The organism is Paracidovorax cattleyae (genome assembly GCF_900104515.1).
Classification (GTDB): Bacteria; Pseudomonadota; Gammaproteobacteria; order Burkholderiales; family Burkholderiaceae_C; genus Paracidovorax; species Paracidovorax cattleyae.
Window position 1 is genome coordinate 159,701 of sequence record NZ_FNJL01000010.1, and the last position, 15,861, is coordinate 175,561.

Here is a 15,861-nt window from a genome sequence, read left to right on the forward strand (position 1 = left end):
GGAAGGGGGACGACGCCGGTGGCCGGGCGGAGCCCGTTCCACGGCGTCTGCTGGCCCGGCCTGCTCCGCGGCGCTCTGACCGGAAAGGCTGCGGCGGTTTCAGCGTCTGGCGTATGGCGACCGCTCGATGGCCACATCCAGGCGGCTCGGCAATGCTCAGATGTCTTCGAGCAGCGCGTAGGGCAGGTCGCCCAGGGCGAGGGGCACGCCTTCCGGGCCGCCCACGCGCAGCGCCTCGCCGGTGGATGCCACCTGCAGGGCCACCAGCGCATCGAAGCCGCCGCCCGGTGCCGCGGTGGCCTGGACCACCGTGCCGCAGGGCTGCTCGGCATCGCTGGCGGCGAACACTTCGGCGCCCACGGCGATCGCCTCGGGAACGTGCACCAGGTAGGTGCGACGCTTGAGCGTGCCGCGGAACTGGCTGCGCGCCACCACCTCCTGGCCGGGGTAGCAGCCCTTCTTGAAATTCACGCCGCCCACGGATTCGTAGTTCAGCATCTGCGGCACGAACAGTTCCGCCAGCGGGGCAGTCAGCGTGGCCACGCCGCTCTGCACCTCGCCCCATTCCCAGAGGCCCGGTGCCAGGGCCGGGCCGGACGGGGCGGGCTGGCCTGCGGCCTGCACGAGCAGTGCCCGTGGCTGCCCGGCGCCGGGGTAGAGGTGTACCACGATGCCCTGGGGGGTGTCCTGCCGGCTCCAGGGCGGCAGAGCCTCGCCCGACACCGCGGCGACGGCATCGCCGGCCAGGCCCCACAGCGCGAAGTCGGCCGTGGCGTCGGTGAGCCGCGCCTTGGCACGCAACACGAACATCGACAGGCGCTTGAGCGTGGAAGCGAGCACGTCGCGGCTGCAGGCCAGCAGGACCTCGGCATCGCCCGTTCGCCATCCGATGAAACTGGCCTGCATGCGGCCCTTGGCCGAGAGGAAGGCCGCCAGCCGCGCCTGTCCGGGCGGCAGCAGAAGGAAGTCCTGCGTGAGCTGGCCGTGGAGGAATTTCGCGGCGTCTTCTCCTTGCACGCGGATCACGCCGAGCCCGTCGAGGGGGGCCACGCCATTCAGGGGGAACGTCATGGGTGAATTATCATGCCCGGCTCTTTCCCCTCTCTCCATTCCGGTTCGTGCGCCGTTTCTTCCTTTTCATCGTGCTGGCGGCCTTTGCGGTGGCCGGCCTGGGCATGTGGTGGCTCCACCATCCGCTGCCGCAGCGGGCGGCCGCCGGCGCCGCCACGGCCGGGGGCTCCCCCGGCGTGCTGGAACTCGAGATCGAGCCCGGCACCACGCCGCGCGGTGTCGCCGCGGCCGCCGTGGAGGCCGGCGTGGATACCGATCCGCGCCTGCTCTATGCCTGGTTCCGCCTGTCGGGCAAGGACCGGCTGATCAAGGCCGGCAACTATGAGATCCCGCCGGGCACCACCCCCTTCGGCCTGCTGCAGAAACTCGTGCGTGGCGAAGAGGCACTGCGCGCCGTCACGCTCGTGGAGGGCTGGACCTTCCGCCAGTTCCGCGCCGCGCTGGACCGCGACGAAACGCTGCGCCACGACACCCAGGGCCTGGCCGACGCCGCCACCATGGAGCGCCTGGGCCGCCCCGGGGTGCTGCCGGAGGGGCGCTTCTTTCCCGACACCTACACCTTCGCCAAGGGAACGAGCGATCTCGCGGTGATGCGGCGGGCCCTGCGCGCCATGGATCGCAGGCTGGAGGCCGCATGGGCGCAGCGCTCCGCCGACCTGCCGCTCAAAAGCGCCGACGAGGCCCTCATCCTGGCGAGCATCGTCGAGAAGGAAACCGGCCGCGCTTCCGACCGAGGGCAGATCGCCGGCGTCTTCGTCAACCGCCTGCGGGCGGGCATGCTGCTGCAGACCGATCCCACGGTCATCTACGGCATGGGCGAAAAGTTCGACGGCAACCTGCGCCGCCGCGACCTGCTGGCCGATACGCCCTGGAACACCTACACCCGTGCCGGCCTGCCGCCCACGCCGATTTCCATGCCGGGCAAGGCCTCGCTCATCGCCGCCGTGCAGCCCGAGCGCACGCAGGCCCTCTATTTCGTGGCGCGGGGCGACGGCACCAGCCATTTCAGCCCCACGCTCGACGAACACAACCGCGCGGTGAACCGCTACCAGCGTGGCCAGCCGGCGTCGCAGGGGCAGTAAGCCGCACCGGCAGCGCACGCACCACAAAGGTCTTTCTTCCATGCAGCGACGGGGTTGGTTCATCACATTCGAGGGCATCGACGGGGCAGGCAAGTCCTCCCACATCGAGGCCGTGGCCAAGGCGCTGCGGCGCGAGGGCCGCACGATCACCGTGACCCGCGAACCCGGCGGCACGCCCCTGGCCGAGACCCTGCGCTCGCTGCTGCTGAACGAAGCCATGGACGCGCTCACCGAGTCGCTGGTGGTCTTCGCCGGCCGGCGCGACCACCTGCGCTCGGTGATCGCGCCCGCGCTGGTGCGCGGCGAGGTCGTGCTGTGCGACCGCTTCACGGATGCCACCTTCGCCTACCAGGGCGCAGGGCGGGGCTTCGACCGGGGCGTGCTTGCCCAGCTCGAACGCATCACCCAGTCGGGCCTGCAGGAAGGCTCCGATGCCGTCCTCCATCCCCACCTGACGCTGTGGTTCGACCTGGCGCCGGACGTGGCCGCCGCGCGGCTCGAAGGCGCGCGCGCGCCCGACCGTTTCGAGGCGCAACCCGTGGAGTTCTTCCGCCGTGTGGCGCAGGGCTATGCCGACCGGGCGGCGGCCGACCCCGGGCGCTTCGCGCGGCTCGATGCCGACCAGCCGCGCGAGGCGGTGCGGGCCCAACTCATGGACATTCTCTGCCGGCATGGCGTGCTGGACACGGCACAGGACGGCACATGAGCGTGCCCGCCGTGTCTCCCTGGATCGCTGCCCAGCGCCGCAGGCTCCTGGCCCAGCGCGGCCATGCATGGCTGCTCAGCGGCCCCTCCGGGCTGGGCCAGTACACGCTCGCGCTCGAACTGGTGCGCGCATGGCTCTGCGAAGCGCCGACACCGGATGGCGCCTGCGGACACTGCGGCAACTGCCATGCCGTCGAGGTGCGCACCCATGCCGACCTGTGCGTGCTCATGCCCGAGACGGAGATGATCGGGCGCGGATGGCCGCTGCCGGAGAAGGCGCAGGCCGAGATCGACGACAAGAAGCGCAAGGCCAGCCGCGAGATCCGGGTCGAGGCGATGCGCGATGCGGTGCAGTTCGCGCAGCGCACTTCCGCGCGCGGGCGGGGCAAGGCCGTGCTCGTCTATCCGGCCGAGCAGATGAATACCGTCACCGCCAACGCCCTGCTCAAGACGCTGGAGGAGCCCGCGGGCGACGTGCGCTTCGTGCTGGCGAGCGAGGCCGCGCACCAATTGCTGCCCACCATCCGCAGCCGCTGCCTGGGCCACACCATGCAGTGGCCGGGCGAGGACGAATCGCTGGCCTGGCTCGCGGAGCAGGGCGTCGCGGCCGATGCCGCGGCATCCCTGCTGCGGGCAGCCGGCGGCCGCCCCGAGGATGCACTGGCCTTCGCCCAGGGAGGGCGCAGCCCCCAGACCTGGTCGCAGATTCCGCGCGCTGTCGCCCGCGGCGACGCGACGGCGCTGTCGGACCTGTCTCCTGCCGATGCCGTGGACGCGCTGCAGAAACTCTGCCACGACCTGCTCGCCCGGCGCGTGGGCGCCGCGCCACGCTACTTCGCCGAGGCCGACCTGCCCACGCCGCCCGGCGTCGGCCCGCTCACCCGCTGGGCGCGCGCTCTCGCCAGGGAGGCCCGCACCGCGGACCATCCCTTCAACCCGGGATTGATGCTGGAGTCGCTTGTTGCCCAGGCGCGAAACGCCCTAAACTCCCGCCATTGAACGACCGGCCCGTCCCCACATGAGTACCCCCCCCAGCGCCCCCCGTCCCAGCGTCATGCAGCTGGCCATCAAGGAAAAGGCGGCACTCTACGCGGCGTACATCCCGTTCTTCTCCGAAGGCGGCATCTTCGTGCCCACCCAGCGCGAGTACCGCCTGGGCGACGATGTCTATGTGCTGCTCACGCTGCCGGAGGATACCCAGCGCTATCCCGTGGCCGGCCGCGTGGCCTGGGTCACACCGGCGCGCGCCGCCGGCAACCGCACGCAGGGCATCGGCATTCAGTTCCCCAGGGACGACAAGTCCCGCGTGCTCAAGGCCCGCATCGAAGAGATCCTGGGCACGGCTCTGGCCTCCGAGCGGCCCACCCAGACCATCTGAACCGGTCCCCACTTGCGCGCGCCTGGCGCGCAGCGGGCCGGTGCGTGCGCCTCGCGCCGGCGTCGTTGCCTGGGGGCCGACCTCGTTCCTCCGGCCGGAACCCGGCCGTGCCGCCGTTCTCCTACGGCCGCGGCGCTTCGCGCCGCCTAATATTCCTTCTGCCATGTTCACCGATTCGCACTGCCACCTGAGCTTTCCCGAACTGTCCGCGCAACTGCCTGCCATCCGGCAGGCCATGGACGAGGCGCGCGTCACCCGCGCGCTGTGCATCTGCACCACCATGGAGGAATTCGGCGACGTGCATTCGCTGGCGCTCGCCCACGACAACTTCTGGAGCACGGTGGGCGTGCACCCCGACAACGAGGGCGTCACCGAACCGTCGGTGCAGGACCTGCTGGACCGCGCCGCGCTGCCCCGGGTCATCGCCATTGGCGAGACGGGGCTGGACTATTACGGCATGGAAGACCGCAAGGGCGGCCGCAGCGTCGCCGACCTGGAGTGGCAGCGCGAGCGCTTCCGCACCCACATCCGCGCCGCGCGGGCCTGCGGCAAGCCGCTGGTCATCCACACCCGCAGTGCGTCCGACGACACCCTCGCCATCCTGCGGCAGGAGGGCGAGGATGGCGCGGGCAACCGGGCGGGCGGCGTCTTCCACTGCTTCACCGAGACGGCCGAGGTGGCCCGCGCCGCGCTGGACCTCGGCTACTACATCTCGTTCTCGGGCATCCTCACCTTCAAGAATGCCCAGCCGCTGCGCGACGTGGCGGCCTTCGTGCCACTCGACCGCATGCTGATCGAGACCGACAGTCCCTACCTCGCGCCCGTGCCCTACCGGGGCAAGACCAACAACCCGTCCTATGTACCCTTCGTGGCGCAGCAGATCGCGGCGCTCAGGGGGCTGGACGCCGAGGCCGTGGGCGAGGCCACGAGCCGGAATTTCGACACGCTCTTTTTCCGAAAGGATGCTCCATGACGCAGCTTCGCCACCTGTCACGGCGCCTGTTCGTCTCCGCCGCGGCGCTGGCCGGCGCGAGCCTGTGCGCCGCCTGCGCGCACGCCGGCGCCTATGACGATTTCTTCACCGCCATCGTGCGTGACCAGGGCGACGACATCACCGCTCTCGTGCGGCGCGGATTCGACCCCAACACGCGCAACCCGAAGGGCGATGTCGGCCTCACACTGGCCCTGCAGCAAGGCTCGATGAAAGCGTTCGACGCACTCATGGCCGCGCCCGGCATCAAGGTGGAAACGCGCAACTCCAAGGACGAGAGTCCGCTCATGATCGCCTGCCTGCGCGGGCAGGTCGCCGCGGTCCGTGCGCTCATCGCCAAGGACGGCGATGTCAACAAGACGGGCTGGACCCCGCTGCACTATGCCGCCTCCGGTACCACCGACCAGCAGCTGGAAATCACCCGGCTGCTCATCGACCAGAGCGCCTACATCGACGCCGAATCGCCCAACGGCACCACGCCGCTCATGATGGCCGTCAGCTATGGCCGGGCCGACGTGGCGCGTTTCCTCGTGGAGCAGGGCGCGGATCCCACCATCAAGAACCAGCTCGGCCTCACCGCCGCGGACTTCGCCCGGCGCGCGGCGCGCCAGGACATGGCGGACCTCGTCGCGCAGGCCCTGCAGCGCCGCCAGCCCAACCGCGGCAAATGGTGACCAGGCAGCGGCCGGCCCTCAGCCGCCCGCGAGGGCAGAGCCCTTCAGGCGCGCATAGAGGCCGCCGCGCGCCTGCAGCTCGGTGTCCGTGCCCTGTTCCACGATGCGTCCGCGCTCCATCACCACCACCCGGTCGGCATGCTCGATGGTGGACAGCCGGTGCGCGATCACCAGCGTGGTGCGCCCGCGCATGAGCCGCTGCAGGGCGTCCTGCACCAGCCGCTCGGATTCGGTATCGAGGGCCGACGTGGCCTCGTCCAGGATCAGGATCGGCGCATCCTTGTAGAGTGCCCGCGCGATCGCCAGGCGCTGGCGCTGGCCGCCGGAGAGCTGGACGGCGTTGTGGCCCACCAGGGTGTGCATGCCCTGCGGCATCGACGCCACGTGTGCCGACAGGTTGGCCGCTTCCAGGCAGGCCTGCACGCGCGCCTCGTCCACGTCCGCGCCCAGCGCCACGTTGGCCGCCACGGTGTCGTTGAACATCACCACGTCCTGGCTCACCATGGCGAACTGCGAGCGCAGCGCGGACAGGTTCCATTCGTCCAGGGGCCGGCCGTCGATCAGCACGCGGCCCTCGCTCGGCTGCAGGAAGCGTGGCAGCAGGTTCACCAGGGTGGTCTTGCCGGCGCCCGAGGGGCCCACCAGCGCCACGACCTCGCCGGGCCGCACCGACAGGTGCAGCCGGTCCAGCGCTGGCGCCAGTTCGGCCCCGAAGGCCACCGTCACGCCCTCGAGCTCCAGCGCGCCCTGTGCCCGCTCCTTCGGCGCGTGCTGGCCGCCCGACTCGGCCGGCGCGCTTTCCAGCAGCACCAGGCCGCGCTCCAGCGCGGCAACGCCGCGCGTCAGCGGGTTGGCCACGTCCGCCAGCCGGCGGATGGGCGCGATCAGCATCAGCATCGCCGCCATGAAGGCCGCGAAGCCGCCCACGGTCACTTCCCGCGTCTGCCCGATGTGGCTCTGCCAGAGTGCCACGCAGATCACGGCCGACAGCGCCGCCGCGGCCAGCAACTGCGTCAGCGGGGTCATCGCAGCCGAGGCGATCGTGGCCTTGATCGCCAGGCGCCGCAGACTCTGGCTGAGCACGCCGAAGCGGCGCGCCTGCCCGGGCTGGGCGCTGTGCAGCCGGACCATGCGGTGGGCCAGCACGTTTTCCTCCACTACATAGGCGAGCTGGTCCGTGGCTTCCTGGCTGCTCTTGGTGATCTGGTAGAGCCGGCGCGACAGCGTCTTCATGATCCAGGCCACGCCCGGCACCAGGAACGCGACGATGAGCGTCAATTGCCAGTTCAGGTAGAGCAGGTACACCAGCAGCGCCACCAGCGTGAAGCCGTCGCGCGAGATGCCCAGCAGCGCCTGCACCAGCTGCGTGGCGCCGTTCTGCACCTCGTACACCACCGTGTTCGACAGGGTGCTCGCCGACTGGCGGGAAAACAGCGCCATCTCCGCAGAGAGCAGGCGCTCGAAGAGCGTCTCGCGCAGCTTCATCATGCCTTCGTTGGCGATGCGGGCCAGGGCGTACTGTCCGCCGAACTGCGCCAGCCCGCGCACGAAGAACACCCCCATGACGGCCACCGGCACCAGCCAGAGCTTGAGCGAGCCTTCCGTGAAACCCTGGTCCAGCAGGGGCTTGAGCAGGGCGGGGATCAGCGGCTCGGTCACCGCGGCCACCACGGTGGCCAGCACCGCCAGCGACCAGGCGAGGCGCTGCCCGCCGAAATACGAGGACATGCGCCGCAGGCGCGCGAAAAGGGATGGGGGGGCGGATGCGGGGGCGGCGGCAGGGCCCGGCGCGGGGGTGCTCTGGGGGTCGGAGGCTTGCATGAAGGGCGGATTCTACGTAGGACCGCGCCGGCAACTTGCACAGTTTGTCACAGGGCTGTCCGCCCTGTGTGTAACATTCGGCCCCTGACCTTTCCGGTTTCCCTCCGGCGAATGGCCCGGTATCCCAACGCTGTCAATGACTTCAGACCGTCCATCCCACCTCCTCGCCGCGGCCCTGCCGCATGCCACGCGCCGCCACGCCATCGTGGCCCTCGCTTCCGCCGCCTCCTTTCCCGCCTTCGCGCAGTTCCGCGTCGAAATCACCGGCGTGGGCCTGACCCAGCTGCCGACCGCCATCGCGCCGTTCCGTGGCGAGGCGGGCGCCCCGCAGAAGATCTCCGCCATCGTGCAAGCCGACCTGGAGCGCAGCGGCCAGTTCCGCGCGGTGGATGCCTCCGGCCCCCAGCTGGACGAAAACTCCCGTCCCGACGTCGCCCTCTGGAAGCAGAAGGGCGCCGACTCGCTCACCACCGGCAGCCTCACGCGCCTGCCCGACGGCCGCTACGACGTGCGTTTCCGCCTCTGGGAGACGGTGCGCGGCGAGGACCTGGGCGGCCAGAGCTTCGTGGTCACGCAGGCCGACCTGCGGCTCGTTGCGCATCGCATCGCCGACTACGTGTACGAGAAGCTCACCGGCCAGCGCGGCATCTTCTCCACCCGCATTGCCTACGTCACCAAGGCCGGCAGCCGCTACAGCCTGTGGGTGGCGGATGCCGACGGCGAGAACGCCCAGTCGGCGCTCTCCAGCCCCGAGCCCATCATCTCGCCGGCCTGGTCGCCCTCCGGCACGCAGCTCGCCTACGTGTCGTTCGAGTCGCGCAAGCCCGTGGTGTACGTGCACGACGTCTCGACCGGTCGGCGCCGCCTGATCGCCAACTTCCGCGGCTCCAACAGCGCGCCAGCCTGGTCGCCGGACGGCCGCACGCTCGCCGTCACCTTGAGCCGCGACGGCAGCTCGCAGCTCTACACCATCGACGCCAACGGCGGCGAGCCGCGCCGGCTCATGCAGAGCTCGGGCATCGACACCGAGCCGACCTATTCCAGTGACGGCCGCAGCATCTACTTCGTGAGCGATCGCGGTGGCGCCCCCCAGATCTACCGCGTGCCCGCCACGGGCGGAAGCGCCGAGCGCGTCACCTTCACGGGCGCCTACAACATTTCTCCGAGCATCAGCCCGGACGGCAAGTGGTTGGCCTACATCTCCCGCGTGGGAGGGGCTTTCAAACTGCACGTCATGGATCTGACGTCCGGCAGCGTGACCTCGATCACCGACACTACCGCCGACGAGAGCCCGAGCTTCGCGCCCAATGGCAAACTTATCGTCTATGCGACCCAGCAGCAGGGCCGCGAAGCGCTGATGACCACCACGCTGGATGGCAAGATCAAGGCCCGCCTGGCAGGCCAGAGCGGCGACATCCGGGAGCCGGACTGGGGTCCGTTCCAGAAACAATAATTTGAATCTTTTTCGTTTTTCAAACTCGACAGTAACGCCTTATCCGGACTAGGAGAACCATCCCAATGATCAACCTTCCCTTCAAACGCATTTCTCTGGCCCTGACCGTCGCCGCCCTGATGGCCGGTTGCAGCTCCGGCGTGAAGCTGGAGGACGTGCCCGTCGAGAACAAGGGTGCGACCTCCACGGCGCCCAACGGTGCCAATCCCAACGGGAATTCTCAGAGCGGCGTCGCTCCCGTGGACCTGAACCAGTCGGCGCGCGACGCGGCCGGCCCGGTCGGCGTGGCCCGCATCGTGTACTTCGACTTCGACAGCTATGTCGTCAAGCCCGAGTACCAGTCGCTCATCGAGCAGCACGCCAGGTTCATCAAGGCCAGCCAGGGCCGCAAGGTCATGATCGAAGGCCACACCGACGACCGCGGCGGCCGCGAATACAACCTGGCCCTCGGCCAGAAGCGTGCCGAGGCAGTGCGCCGCGCACTGGGCCTGCTGGGCGTGCCCGACGGCCAGATGGAAGCCGTGAGCTTCGGCAAGGAAAAGCCCGCGGTGCAAGGCAACACGGAAGATGCCTTCTCGCAGAACCGCCGCGTTGAACTGTCCTACCGTTGATGGCCATCCCCACCGTGCAGCAGCGGACGCGTGAGCGCTTCCGCAGGGCGGCGGCGCTCGCCGCGCTGTCGCTGGCGGCCGGCTTCGGTGCCACGGCCAGCCATGCCGCGCTCTTCGATGATGACGAGGCACGCCGCGCCATCATCGAATTGCGCCAGCGTGTCGATACGATGCAGCAGCAATTGGGGGGCGACCAGCGCCGCTCCTCCGACGACAGTGCCCAGATGCGGCGCAGCCTGATCGACCTGCAGTCACAGATCGAAACGCTGCGTTCCGACCAGGCGACCTTGCGCGGCCAGAACGAGCAGTTGCAGCGCGACGTGGCCGAACTGCAGCGCCGGCAGAAGGACATCGCCCAGGGCGTGGACGAACGCCTCAAGCAGTTCGAGCCGGCCAAGGTGACCATGGACGGCCAGGAATTCCAGGCCGACCCCGCGGAAAAGCGCGACTTCGAAGCCGCGCTGGCCGTGTTCCGCTCGGGCAAGTTCCCTGATGCCGTGTCCGCCTTCGGCAACTTCCTGCGCCAGTATCCCCGCAGCGGCTACATGCCCTCGGCCCGGTTCTGGCTGGGCAATGCCCAGTACGCCACGCGCGACTACAAGGAAGCGATCAACAACTTCAAGGCCCTGCTGGCCGCGTCGCCCGACCATGCGCGCGCGCCGGAAGCCGCCCTGTCGATCGCCAATTGCCAGATCGAGCTGAAGGACACGCGCGCCGCGCGCAAGACGCTGGAAGACCTGCTGCGTGCCTACCCGCAGTCCGAAGCCGCTGCCGCGGCCAAGGAACGCCTCGCGCGGCTGAAGTGAGCACGCCGGTGCAGCAGCATGCGCCGGAGGCGGTGCCGGTGACGGCGCAGCCGCCCGTCCCCCCTCCCTCGGGTCCAGGCCCGGGGGGGCAAGATGCTTTCCCCGTCGACACCGACCTGCGCCGCCGCTTCGCAGGCCTCGAGCGCCTCTATGGCGTGGAGGGGGCCTCCCGCATCCGCGCGGCCCATGTCGCGGTGGTCGGGGTGGGCGGTGTCGGTTCCTGGGCCGTCGAAGCCCTGGCCCGCAGCGGGGTCGGGCGGCTTACCCTCATCGATCTCGACAACGTGGCGGAATCCAACGTGAACCGCCAGATCCACGCCTTGTCCAACACCGTGGGGCAGGCCAAGGTGGAGGCCATGCGCGACCGCATCGCTCTCATCCACCCGGGCTGCGAGGTCCGCTGCATCGAGGAATTCGTCGAGCCCGGCAACTGGCCCGCCATCCTGCCCGACGGCGTGGATGCGGTGATCGACGCGTGCGACCAGGTGCATGCCAAGACCGCCATGGCGGCATGGGCCCTGAGGCTGCGCCACGGCCACCACCGCTTCATCAGCGTGGGCGCGGCCGGTGGCAAGCGCCTGGCCCACAGGGTGGACATCGACGACCTTTCCCGGACCACGCACGACCCCTTGCTCGCGCAACTGCGCTACCGCCTGCGCAAGCAGCACGGCGCTGCGCGCGAAGGGCGACGCATCGGCATCGCCTGCGTGTTCAGCCGCGAGGCCGTGGCCCCGCCGCACGCCTCCTGTGCGGTGGACGCCGGCGCGGACGGCAGCCTGAACTGCCATGGCTATGGCTCCGTCGTGTCCGTCACGGCCACCTTCGGCCAGTGCGCGGCCGGCTGGGTACTCGACCGGCTGGCCGAATCTGGTTCGGGCCCTGAAGTGGCGCTATAATTTGAGTCTTTGCTGCCGAGGCTCCAGCGCCGTGGCAGCAATGTTGGGACGTTAGCTCAGTTGGTAGAGCAGCGGACTTTTAATCCGTTGGTCACAAGTTCGAATCTTGTACGTCCTACCAGGCAAATCCAGGAAACCCTGCTATGCAAAACGTAGCAGGGTTTTTTCTTTTCCGAGAGCCGTCAGCGTCAGGCCGAATGGCATTTGTCCTAAGCAAGGCCGGCTTCTAGGATGGGCCGATGCCCGCAGCCGTTGCCCTTGACCGCTTCATCCATGCCCAGGAGCCCGTCTGGGACCGGGTATTGTCGGAACTGAACGCCGGGAAAAAGCGCTCCCACTGGATGTGGTTCATCTTCCCCCAGGTCCACGGCCTGGGCCACAGCGACATGGCGCAACGCTACGCCCTTCAGTCCCGGGGGGAGGCCGCAGCCTACCTGGACCATCCCGTGCTCGGCGAGCGCCTGCGCGAAGCCTGCAGCGTCCTGCTCGGCCTGGATCAGGGCCTGTCCGCCCGTGGGATCTTCGGTTCCCCGGACGACATCAAGCTCCGCTCCAGCATGACGCTGTTCGCCGAGGTGGCCGCGCCGGGCAGCTGTTTCGATGCCGTGCTGGCCCGGTATTTCGATGGCGTGAAGGATGCGCGCACGCTGGAGCTGCTGGGCCCAAGTGCCTGACGCCTGATGCCGCACCGGCTTCATTGCCGGGAGGCTGCTTCCAGGCCCTGGCCCCGGGTGGCCCCGGGGCCCGTCCTGCTCACAGGCTCTTCAACGGCACCACGTCCTTGCCCTTGAGGGTGTACACCGTCACCGCCGACGACTTCAGATCGTGCCTGGCGTCGTACGAGAACTCGCCCGTCACGCCGGCATATTTGCCGTTGGCGATCGCCTGGGCGATCTTCTTCGTGTCGGTGGTGGACTGTGCGGTCTCCATGGCATTGGCGAGCAGGTGCATGCCGTCGTAGAAGGCGGCGGCGTAGGTGAGCGGGTCGCGCTTGTATTCGGCGCGGTAGCGCTCGGCGAATTTCTGGCCCTTGTCGCTCTTGTCCAGCATCGAGCCGCCCTGGGTGCAATAGACGTTCAGGTCGCCGGTGAGCTGGGCCAGGTTGGCGGTTTCGGTGGAGCAGATGCCGTCGCCGCCGAGCAGGGGGCCGGTGATGCCGAGGGCGCGCATCTGCTTGAGCAGGGGGCCGCCCTGGGGCGAGTAGCCGCCGTAGAACACGGCTTCGGCCTTGGCTCCGCGGATGTTGGTCAGGATCGCGCTGAAATCCGTGGCCTTGTCGGTGGTGAATTCGGTGGCCACGACCTGCAGGCCCAGGCGCTTGGCCTGCGCGGTGAATTCGCGGGCGACGCCCTGGCCGTAGGCGGTGCGGTCGTCGATCACGGCCACCGTCTTGGGCTTCAGGTCCTGCGCCGCGTAGGTGGCCATCTTGGTGCCCAGCTGGTTGTCGCTGGCGCCGATGCGGAACAGCGTGCCGTAGCCGAGTTCCGTGATCTTCGGGTTGGAGGCCACGGTGAGCGTGAGGATGTCCGAGTCGTTCAGCACCCGCGCGGCAGGCACCGTGACGCCCGAGTTGTAGGGGCCGAGCACGAAGCGGATCTTCTTGTCGGCCAGGGTCTGGGCGACCTGCACGCCCTGCTTGGGATCGGCCACGTCGTCGTTGATGTCCAGCTCGAACACCACGGGCTTGCCGGCCACCTTGACGCCCCTGGCGTTCAGTTCCTTGATGGCAAGCAGGGCGCCGTCGCGGTTGTCTCCTCCGTTGGCCGCCTGCGGGCCCGTGACGGGGCTCATGAAGCCGATGCGGACACGCTCCTGTGCCTGGCCATGGACGGCCGCGGCGGCCAGTCCCAGGGCCGTGGCGGTCAGGCGGAAAATCTCTCGGGTCTTGCTCATTGGCTGTGTTCCTTGTGATGCAGGGATGGAGCACGAAGATCGGATGGGCCTGGTGCCCCGGCAGGCAGGAAAGGCCCGCCCGGCTTGTGGCTGGGCGGGCCGGCAAACCCTCGATTGTACGCAAGGATTGCAGGGCGGCGGAGAAGGGCCTGCGGGAACGAGGCTGTGGTCACGCCGTGCGACCGGGCCGCGCATGTGCGTTCATTCCGTCACACGGAGCGCAACACCGGGTCGGTCGGCTGCCCGGCGTTGCCGCCACGGTGACGCGAAGCCGCGAGGGCTTCAGAGCGGTGCTTATTCGGGGGTGACCGTCACGTCGGTGACCTTGGCGGGGCGCACGGGCTGGCAGGACCGCCCGAGCAGGAGGCTGCGGACCGTCCGCGCGTCGTATTCATGGCCCCGCACCGCGGGCACTTCGACGTCCCAGGGACCTGCGGAATCGGCAGGATCTCCACCCCAGGTCCGGCTGCCTGCAGGCAGGCAACCCATGATGTAAGCCTTCATGGTGGCCACGCTGGGGTTGCGTCCCTGTCCGCCGAACGTGAAGTCAAGCTGGAAGTCGCTCGCCGCATGGGCCAACGGGGATGCCGCCAAGGCACACCCTGCCAGGCTGGCGCACAACAGCCGGCGCAAAAGCATTGAACTGCTCAGGTTCATATTTCCTCCCTCTTGATGAAGTCGTTGTTTCTGCACAATAGCACTGCGGCCGAATTGCGCAAGTGCGCCGGGGGCCGGCATCCCTGGATGAATCGGGGCGGGCCGATGCTTCAGGAAGTTACGACATCCGTACCTCGAAATAAGCCCCTTCGGACTCCCCCAGACCCTGCATGCCGGCAGTGCGCGCTGACGCCGCGGCACGGGCCCAGCGGTTGATGGTGGCCATCGGGTCCGCGCCTTCGGGGGCTTTGTCGCCGTCCTGCAGCCGCTGCACCGCAGCGAGCGATCCGGCCACGCCTTCCGGGCCGCCGAGCTGGCGCTCCAGCACCCGGGCGTAGCGGGCTTCGGCGGCGGTGCGTTCACGCTGCGGCAGTTCGGGGAAATCGCACAGGGCGACGGTGTAGGCGAGGGTGGCGGTTTCGGACATCCCTTTTCTCCTGAAGTAGCAATGACTGTATGAATATACAGCTATTGCCGTGCAGCTGGGAAGGGGCTTGTCGGGGGCGCGCGTCAATGCGCCGGCGCGGGGGATGGCAGCAGCCGCATGCCGGTGCGGCGCTCCACCTCCTGCAGGGTGATCGGCGGGCCTGCGGTGGCGTCGGGCGCATTCTGCTGCCAGTGCGCCCAGGAGCGTCCGGTCTCGGCGTCGTACACGAGCTTGAACAGGTGCGAAGGCACGGCCACCTGGGCTGCGCCGATCGTCTTCGCCCCAGGTTCGAAGACGGGGCCGGTGATGACATAGACATCGCCGTGCGCACGCATCGCATAGCGGCGCGTGTCCTCCTCGATGCGTGCCCAGGGGCCGCTGTTCTGCTTCGGGTCCTGCGGCACCATGTTGGCGAGGCTGAAGGACTGCGCCATGGCTTCGGGCGTGCCCATGTCGCCGGCGGGTGCCATGTGTCCGCGGGCATAGCCCGAGCCGCGATAGTCCTCGAGTTCGGCGCGCTCGCCGCGCGGCAGCCGGGCATCCGCGTAGAAGTGGTCGGTGCGGTGCTGCTGCCGGGCCTGCTGCAGGATCTGGCGGTTGAGCCGCTCGGCCACATACACGGGAGTGCGCGTGTTGCCGCTGTGCAGCACAGCGAAGGCGTCGAAGCACAGTTCGCGCAGCCGCGGGGCGTCGGGGGTGAGGGGCGCGACGCCGCCGGCGAAATGCTGGCGGCAGTCCGTGAACTGGCCTGCGCGCGTGGGCTGGGCAGTGCTGCCGGACCAGGGGCCCTGCGTGGGGTGGATGCCGCAGCTCGTGACCTGCAGGCCCACGACCGCGGAGGTGAACAGGGAGACCAGCAGCCGGCGCACGCGTCCGGAGGACCGGTGCAGGAGGGCGATGGAAGGGGAGCGGGAGGATTTTTTTCTGCGCGATTGCTTCTGCTGGGCCATCCGCCGATTAGAACCCGCACCGGTGCCGCTACCAGGGCATTCGCACGCAACAAATGCTGCCGGCCGTGTCCGCCCTGACCGGCCAATGCTGCGTTGTCTGACGCGCGTGTCCGCAGGCACGCCCTAAGAGCCTGTTTACGATCTTTTTAGAGCCGACAATTGCTTGGTGAAAAGAAAGCCCTACCCAAGCGACATAAGCAGAGAGAAGTTCGCCGAGATCGAGCCCTTGTTGCGCAGCGTTCGGCGCAGTACCAAGCCCATAGAGCTGGATCTCTACGAGGTGTTCTGCGCGGTGCTCTACCTACTGCGCACAGGCTGTCAGTGGAGGTTTCTTCCGCCGGAGTTTCCCAAGTGGCAGAACGTGTATGCGTACTGGCGCAAGTGGAGCGAGCCTGACCTGCACGGGATAAGCGTGCTGGAGCAGGCCCTCAAAAAATCAGGTTGGC

18 protein-coding genes and 1 tRNA gene are annotated in these 15,861 nt (G+C 69.0%); 13 read left to right on the plus strand and 6 right to left on the minus strand.

Annotated elements, in window-relative coordinates:
* Positions 1 to 156 precede the first annotated feature (156 nt).
* A complete protein-coding gene (gene ygfZ, locus BLR05_RS10560) occupies positions 157 to 1,071 on the minus strand; it encodes a CAF17-like 4Fe-4S cluster assembly/insertion protein YgfZ (RefSeq protein WP_092834410.1) in 915 nt (304 codons plus the stop codon).
* Between the two features lie 2 nt (positions 1,072 to 1,073).
* Between ygfZ and mltG the strand changes: the two genes are divergently transcribed.
* From mltG to BLR05_RS10590, 6 genes are all read left to right on the plus strand, one after another.
* Positions 1,074 to 2,153: an endolytic transglycosylase MltG gene (gene mltG / locus BLR05_RS10565; protein WP_092834412.1), complete on the plus strand. Its 1,080-nt coding sequence runs from the start codon at positions 1,074 to 1,076 to the stop codon at positions 2,151 to 2,153.
* A 40-nt stretch (positions 2,154 to 2,193) separates the two neighbouring features.
* On the plus strand, positions 2,194 to 2,859 hold the full coding sequence (tmk, locus tag BLR05_RS10570; protein ID WP_092834414.1) for a dTMP kinase: 666 nt from the start codon (positions 2,194 to 2,196) through the stop codon (positions 2,857 to 2,859).
* A complete protein-coding gene (locus tag BLR05_RS10575) occupies positions 2,856 to 3,857 on the plus strand; it encodes a DNA polymerase III delta subunit-related protein (RefSeq protein WP_208606001.1) in 1,002 nt (333 codons plus the stop codon). Before tmk ends, BLR05_RS10575 begins: the two co-directional genes overlap by 4 nt.
* A gap of 19 nt (positions 3,858 to 3,876) precedes the next feature.
* Positions 3,877 to 4,236, plus strand: a complete 360-nt coding sequence (locus BLR05_RS10580) for a PilZ domain-containing protein (RefSeq protein WP_092834416.1) — start codon at positions 3,877 to 3,879, stop codon at positions 4,234 to 4,236.
* A 163-nt stretch (positions 4,237 to 4,399) separates the two neighbouring features.
* A complete protein-coding gene (locus tag BLR05_RS10585) occupies positions 4,400 to 5,209 on the plus strand; it encodes a TatD family hydrolase (protein WP_092834418.1) in 810 nt (269 codons plus the stop codon).
* The gene (locus BLR05_RS10590) at positions 5,206 to 5,901 is read left to right on the plus strand and encodes an ankyrin repeat domain-containing protein (protein ID WP_092834420.1); all 696 of its coding nucleotides are present in this window, start codon (positions 5,206 to 5,208) and stop codon (positions 5,899 to 5,901) included. Before BLR05_RS10585 ends, BLR05_RS10590 begins: the two co-directional genes overlap by 4 nt.
* Before the next feature lie 18 nt (positions 5,902 to 5,919).
* Here the strand turns inward: BLR05_RS10590 and msbA are convergent, their stop codons facing one another.
* A complete protein-coding gene (gene msbA, locus BLR05_RS10595; RefSeq protein WP_092834422.1) occupies positions 5,920 to 7,722 on the minus strand; it encodes a lipid A export permease/ATP-binding protein MsbA in 1,803 nt (600 codons plus the stop codon).
* Positions 7,723 to 7,858: 136 nt separating this feature from the next.
* On the opposite strand from msbA, the gene tolB reads away from it, so the two are divergent.
* The 6 genes from tolB (at position 7,859) to BLR05_RS10625 (ending at position 12,162) form a co-directional block, all read left to right on the plus strand.
* Entirely contained in the window at positions 7,859 to 9,175 is a 1,317-nt protein-coding gene (tolB, locus tag BLR05_RS10600; protein WP_092834424.1) for a Tol-Pal system beta propeller repeat protein TolB, read from the plus strand.
* 65 nt (positions 9,176 to 9,240) lie between these two features.
* Positions 9,241 to 9,786: a peptidoglycan-associated lipoprotein Pal gene (gene pal, locus BLR05_RS10605; RefSeq protein WP_092834426.1), complete on the plus strand. Its 546-nt coding sequence runs from the start codon at positions 9,241 to 9,243 to the stop codon at positions 9,784 to 9,786.
* The gene (gene ybgF, locus BLR05_RS10610; RefSeq protein ID WP_092834428.1) at positions 9,786 to 10,592 is read left to right on the plus strand and encodes a tol-pal system protein YbgF; all 807 of its coding nucleotides are present in this window, start codon (positions 9,786 to 9,788) and stop codon (positions 10,590 to 10,592) included. The genes pal and ybgF overlap by 1 nt, the downstream gene beginning before the upstream one ends.
* Positions 10,593 to 10,708: 116 nt before the next feature.
* A complete protein-coding gene (locus tag BLR05_RS10615; RefSeq protein ID WP_225979347.1) occupies positions 10,709 to 11,488 on the plus strand; it encodes a tRNA threonylcarbamoyladenosine dehydratase in 780 nt (259 codons plus the stop codon).
* Positions 11,489 to 11,533: 45 nt separating this feature from the next.
* Positions 11,534 to 11,609: transfer RNA gene (locus tag BLR05_RS10620), tRNA-Lys, on the plus strand.
* A 118-nt stretch (positions 11,610 to 11,727) separates the two neighbouring features.
* A complete protein-coding gene (locus BLR05_RS10625; protein ID WP_092834432.1) occupies positions 11,728 to 12,162 on the plus strand; it encodes a DUF1810 domain-containing protein in 435 nt (144 codons plus the stop codon).
* A gap of 79 nt (positions 12,163 to 12,241) precedes the next feature.
* On the opposite strand, the gene BLR05_RS10630 is transcribed toward BLR05_RS10625, so the two are convergent.
* The 4 genes from BLR05_RS10630 to BLR05_RS10645 all read right to left on the minus strand — a co-directional run bounded on the left by BLR05_RS10630 (position 12,242) and on the right by BLR05_RS10645 (position 15,415).
* Entirely contained in the window at positions 12,242 to 13,381 is a 1,140-nt protein-coding gene (locus BLR05_RS10630; protein WP_092834434.1) for a branched-chain amino acid ABC transporter substrate-binding protein, read from the minus strand.
* A 294-nt stretch (positions 13,382 to 13,675) separates the two neighbouring features.
* Positions 13,676 to 14,038 carry a hypothetical protein gene (locus BLR05_RS10635; RefSeq protein WP_143015893.1) on the minus strand — a complete coding sequence of 121 codons (363 nt, stop codon included), beginning with the start codon at positions 14,036 to 14,038 and terminating at the stop codon, positions 13,676 to 13,678.
* 118 nt (positions 14,039 to 14,156) lie between these two features.
* Positions 14,157 to 14,465 carry a hypothetical protein gene (locus BLR05_RS10640; RefSeq protein ID WP_092834438.1) on the minus strand — a complete coding sequence of 103 codons (309 nt, stop codon included), beginning with the start codon at positions 14,463 to 14,465 and terminating at the stop codon, positions 14,157 to 14,159.
* An 83-nt stretch (positions 14,466 to 14,548) separates the two neighbouring features.
* Positions 14,549 to 15,415: a DNA/RNA non-specific endonuclease gene (locus BLR05_RS10645; RefSeq protein ID WP_092834440.1), complete on the minus strand. Its 867-nt coding sequence runs from the start codon at positions 15,413 to 15,415 to the stop codon at positions 14,549 to 14,551.
* 163 nt (positions 15,416 to 15,578) lie between these two features.
* On the opposite strand from BLR05_RS10645, the gene BLR05_RS10650 reads away from it, so the two are divergent.
* Positions 15,579 to 15,861: transposase (locus BLR05_RS10650; RefSeq protein ID WP_143015894.1), on the plus strand; the 283-nt coding region annotated here is incomplete at its 3' end.

What these genes read in the sequence shown, in the direction of transcription:
- ygfZ (WP_092834410.1), bottom strand. Translation starts at nt 1,071, where the DNA reads ATGACGTTCCCCCTGAATGGCGTGGCCCCCCTCGACGGGCTCGGCGTG.
- tmk (WP_092834414.1), top strand. Translation starts at nt 2,194, where the DNA reads ATGCAGCGACGGGGTTGGTTCATCACATTCGAGGGCATCGACGGGGCA.
- BLR05_RS10575 (WP_208606001.1), top strand. Translation starts at nt 2,856, where the DNA reads ATGAGCGTGCCCGCCGTGTCTCCCTGGATCGCTGCCCAGCGCCGCAGG.
- BLR05_RS10580 (WP_092834416.1), top strand. Translation starts at nt 3,877, where the DNA reads ATGAGTACCCCCCCCAGCGCCCCCCGTCCCAGCGTCATGCAGCTGGCC.
- BLR05_RS10585 (WP_092834418.1), top strand. Translation starts at nt 4,400, where the DNA reads ATGTTCACCGATTCGCACTGCCACCTGAGCTTTCCCGAACTGTCCGCG.
- BLR05_RS10590 (WP_092834420.1), top strand. Translation starts at nt 5,206, where the DNA reads ATGACGCAGCTTCGCCACCTGTCACGGCGCCTGTTCGTCTCCGCCGCG.
- msbA (WP_092834422.1), bottom strand. Translation starts at nt 7,722, where the DNA reads ATGCAAGCCTCCGACCCCCAGAGCACCCCCGCGCCGGGCCCTGCCGCC.
- tolB (WP_092834424.1), top strand. Translation starts at nt 7,859, where the DNA reads ATGACTTCAGACCGTCCATCCCACCTCCTCGCCGCGGCCCTGCCGCAT.
- pal (WP_092834426.1), top strand. Translation starts at nt 9,241, where the DNA reads ATGATCAACCTTCCCTTCAAACGCATTTCTCTGGCCCTGACCGTCGCC.
- ybgF (WP_092834428.1), top strand. Translation starts at nt 9,786, where the DNA reads ATGGCCATCCCCACCGTGCAGCAGCGGACGCGTGAGCGCTTCCGCAGG.
- BLR05_RS10625 (WP_092834432.1), top strand. Translation starts at nt 11,728, where the DNA reads ATGCCCGCAGCCGTTGCCCTTGACCGCTTCATCCATGCCCAGGAGCCC.
- BLR05_RS10630 (WP_092834434.1), bottom strand. Translation starts at nt 13,381, where the DNA reads ATGAGCAAGACCCGAGAGATTTTCCGCCTGACCGCCACGGCCCTGGGA.
- BLR05_RS10635 (WP_143015893.1), bottom strand. Translation starts at nt 14,038, where the DNA reads ATGAACCTGAGCAGTTCAATGCTTTTGCGCCGGCTGTTGTGCGCCAGC.
- BLR05_RS10640 (WP_092834438.1), bottom strand. Translation starts at nt 14,465, where the DNA reads ATGTCCGAAACCGCCACCCTCGCCTACACCGTCGCCCTGTGCGATTTC.
- BLR05_RS10645 (WP_092834440.1), bottom strand. Translation starts at nt 15,415, where the DNA reads ATGGCCCAGCAGAAGCAATCGCGCAGAAAAAAATCCTCCCGCTCCCCT.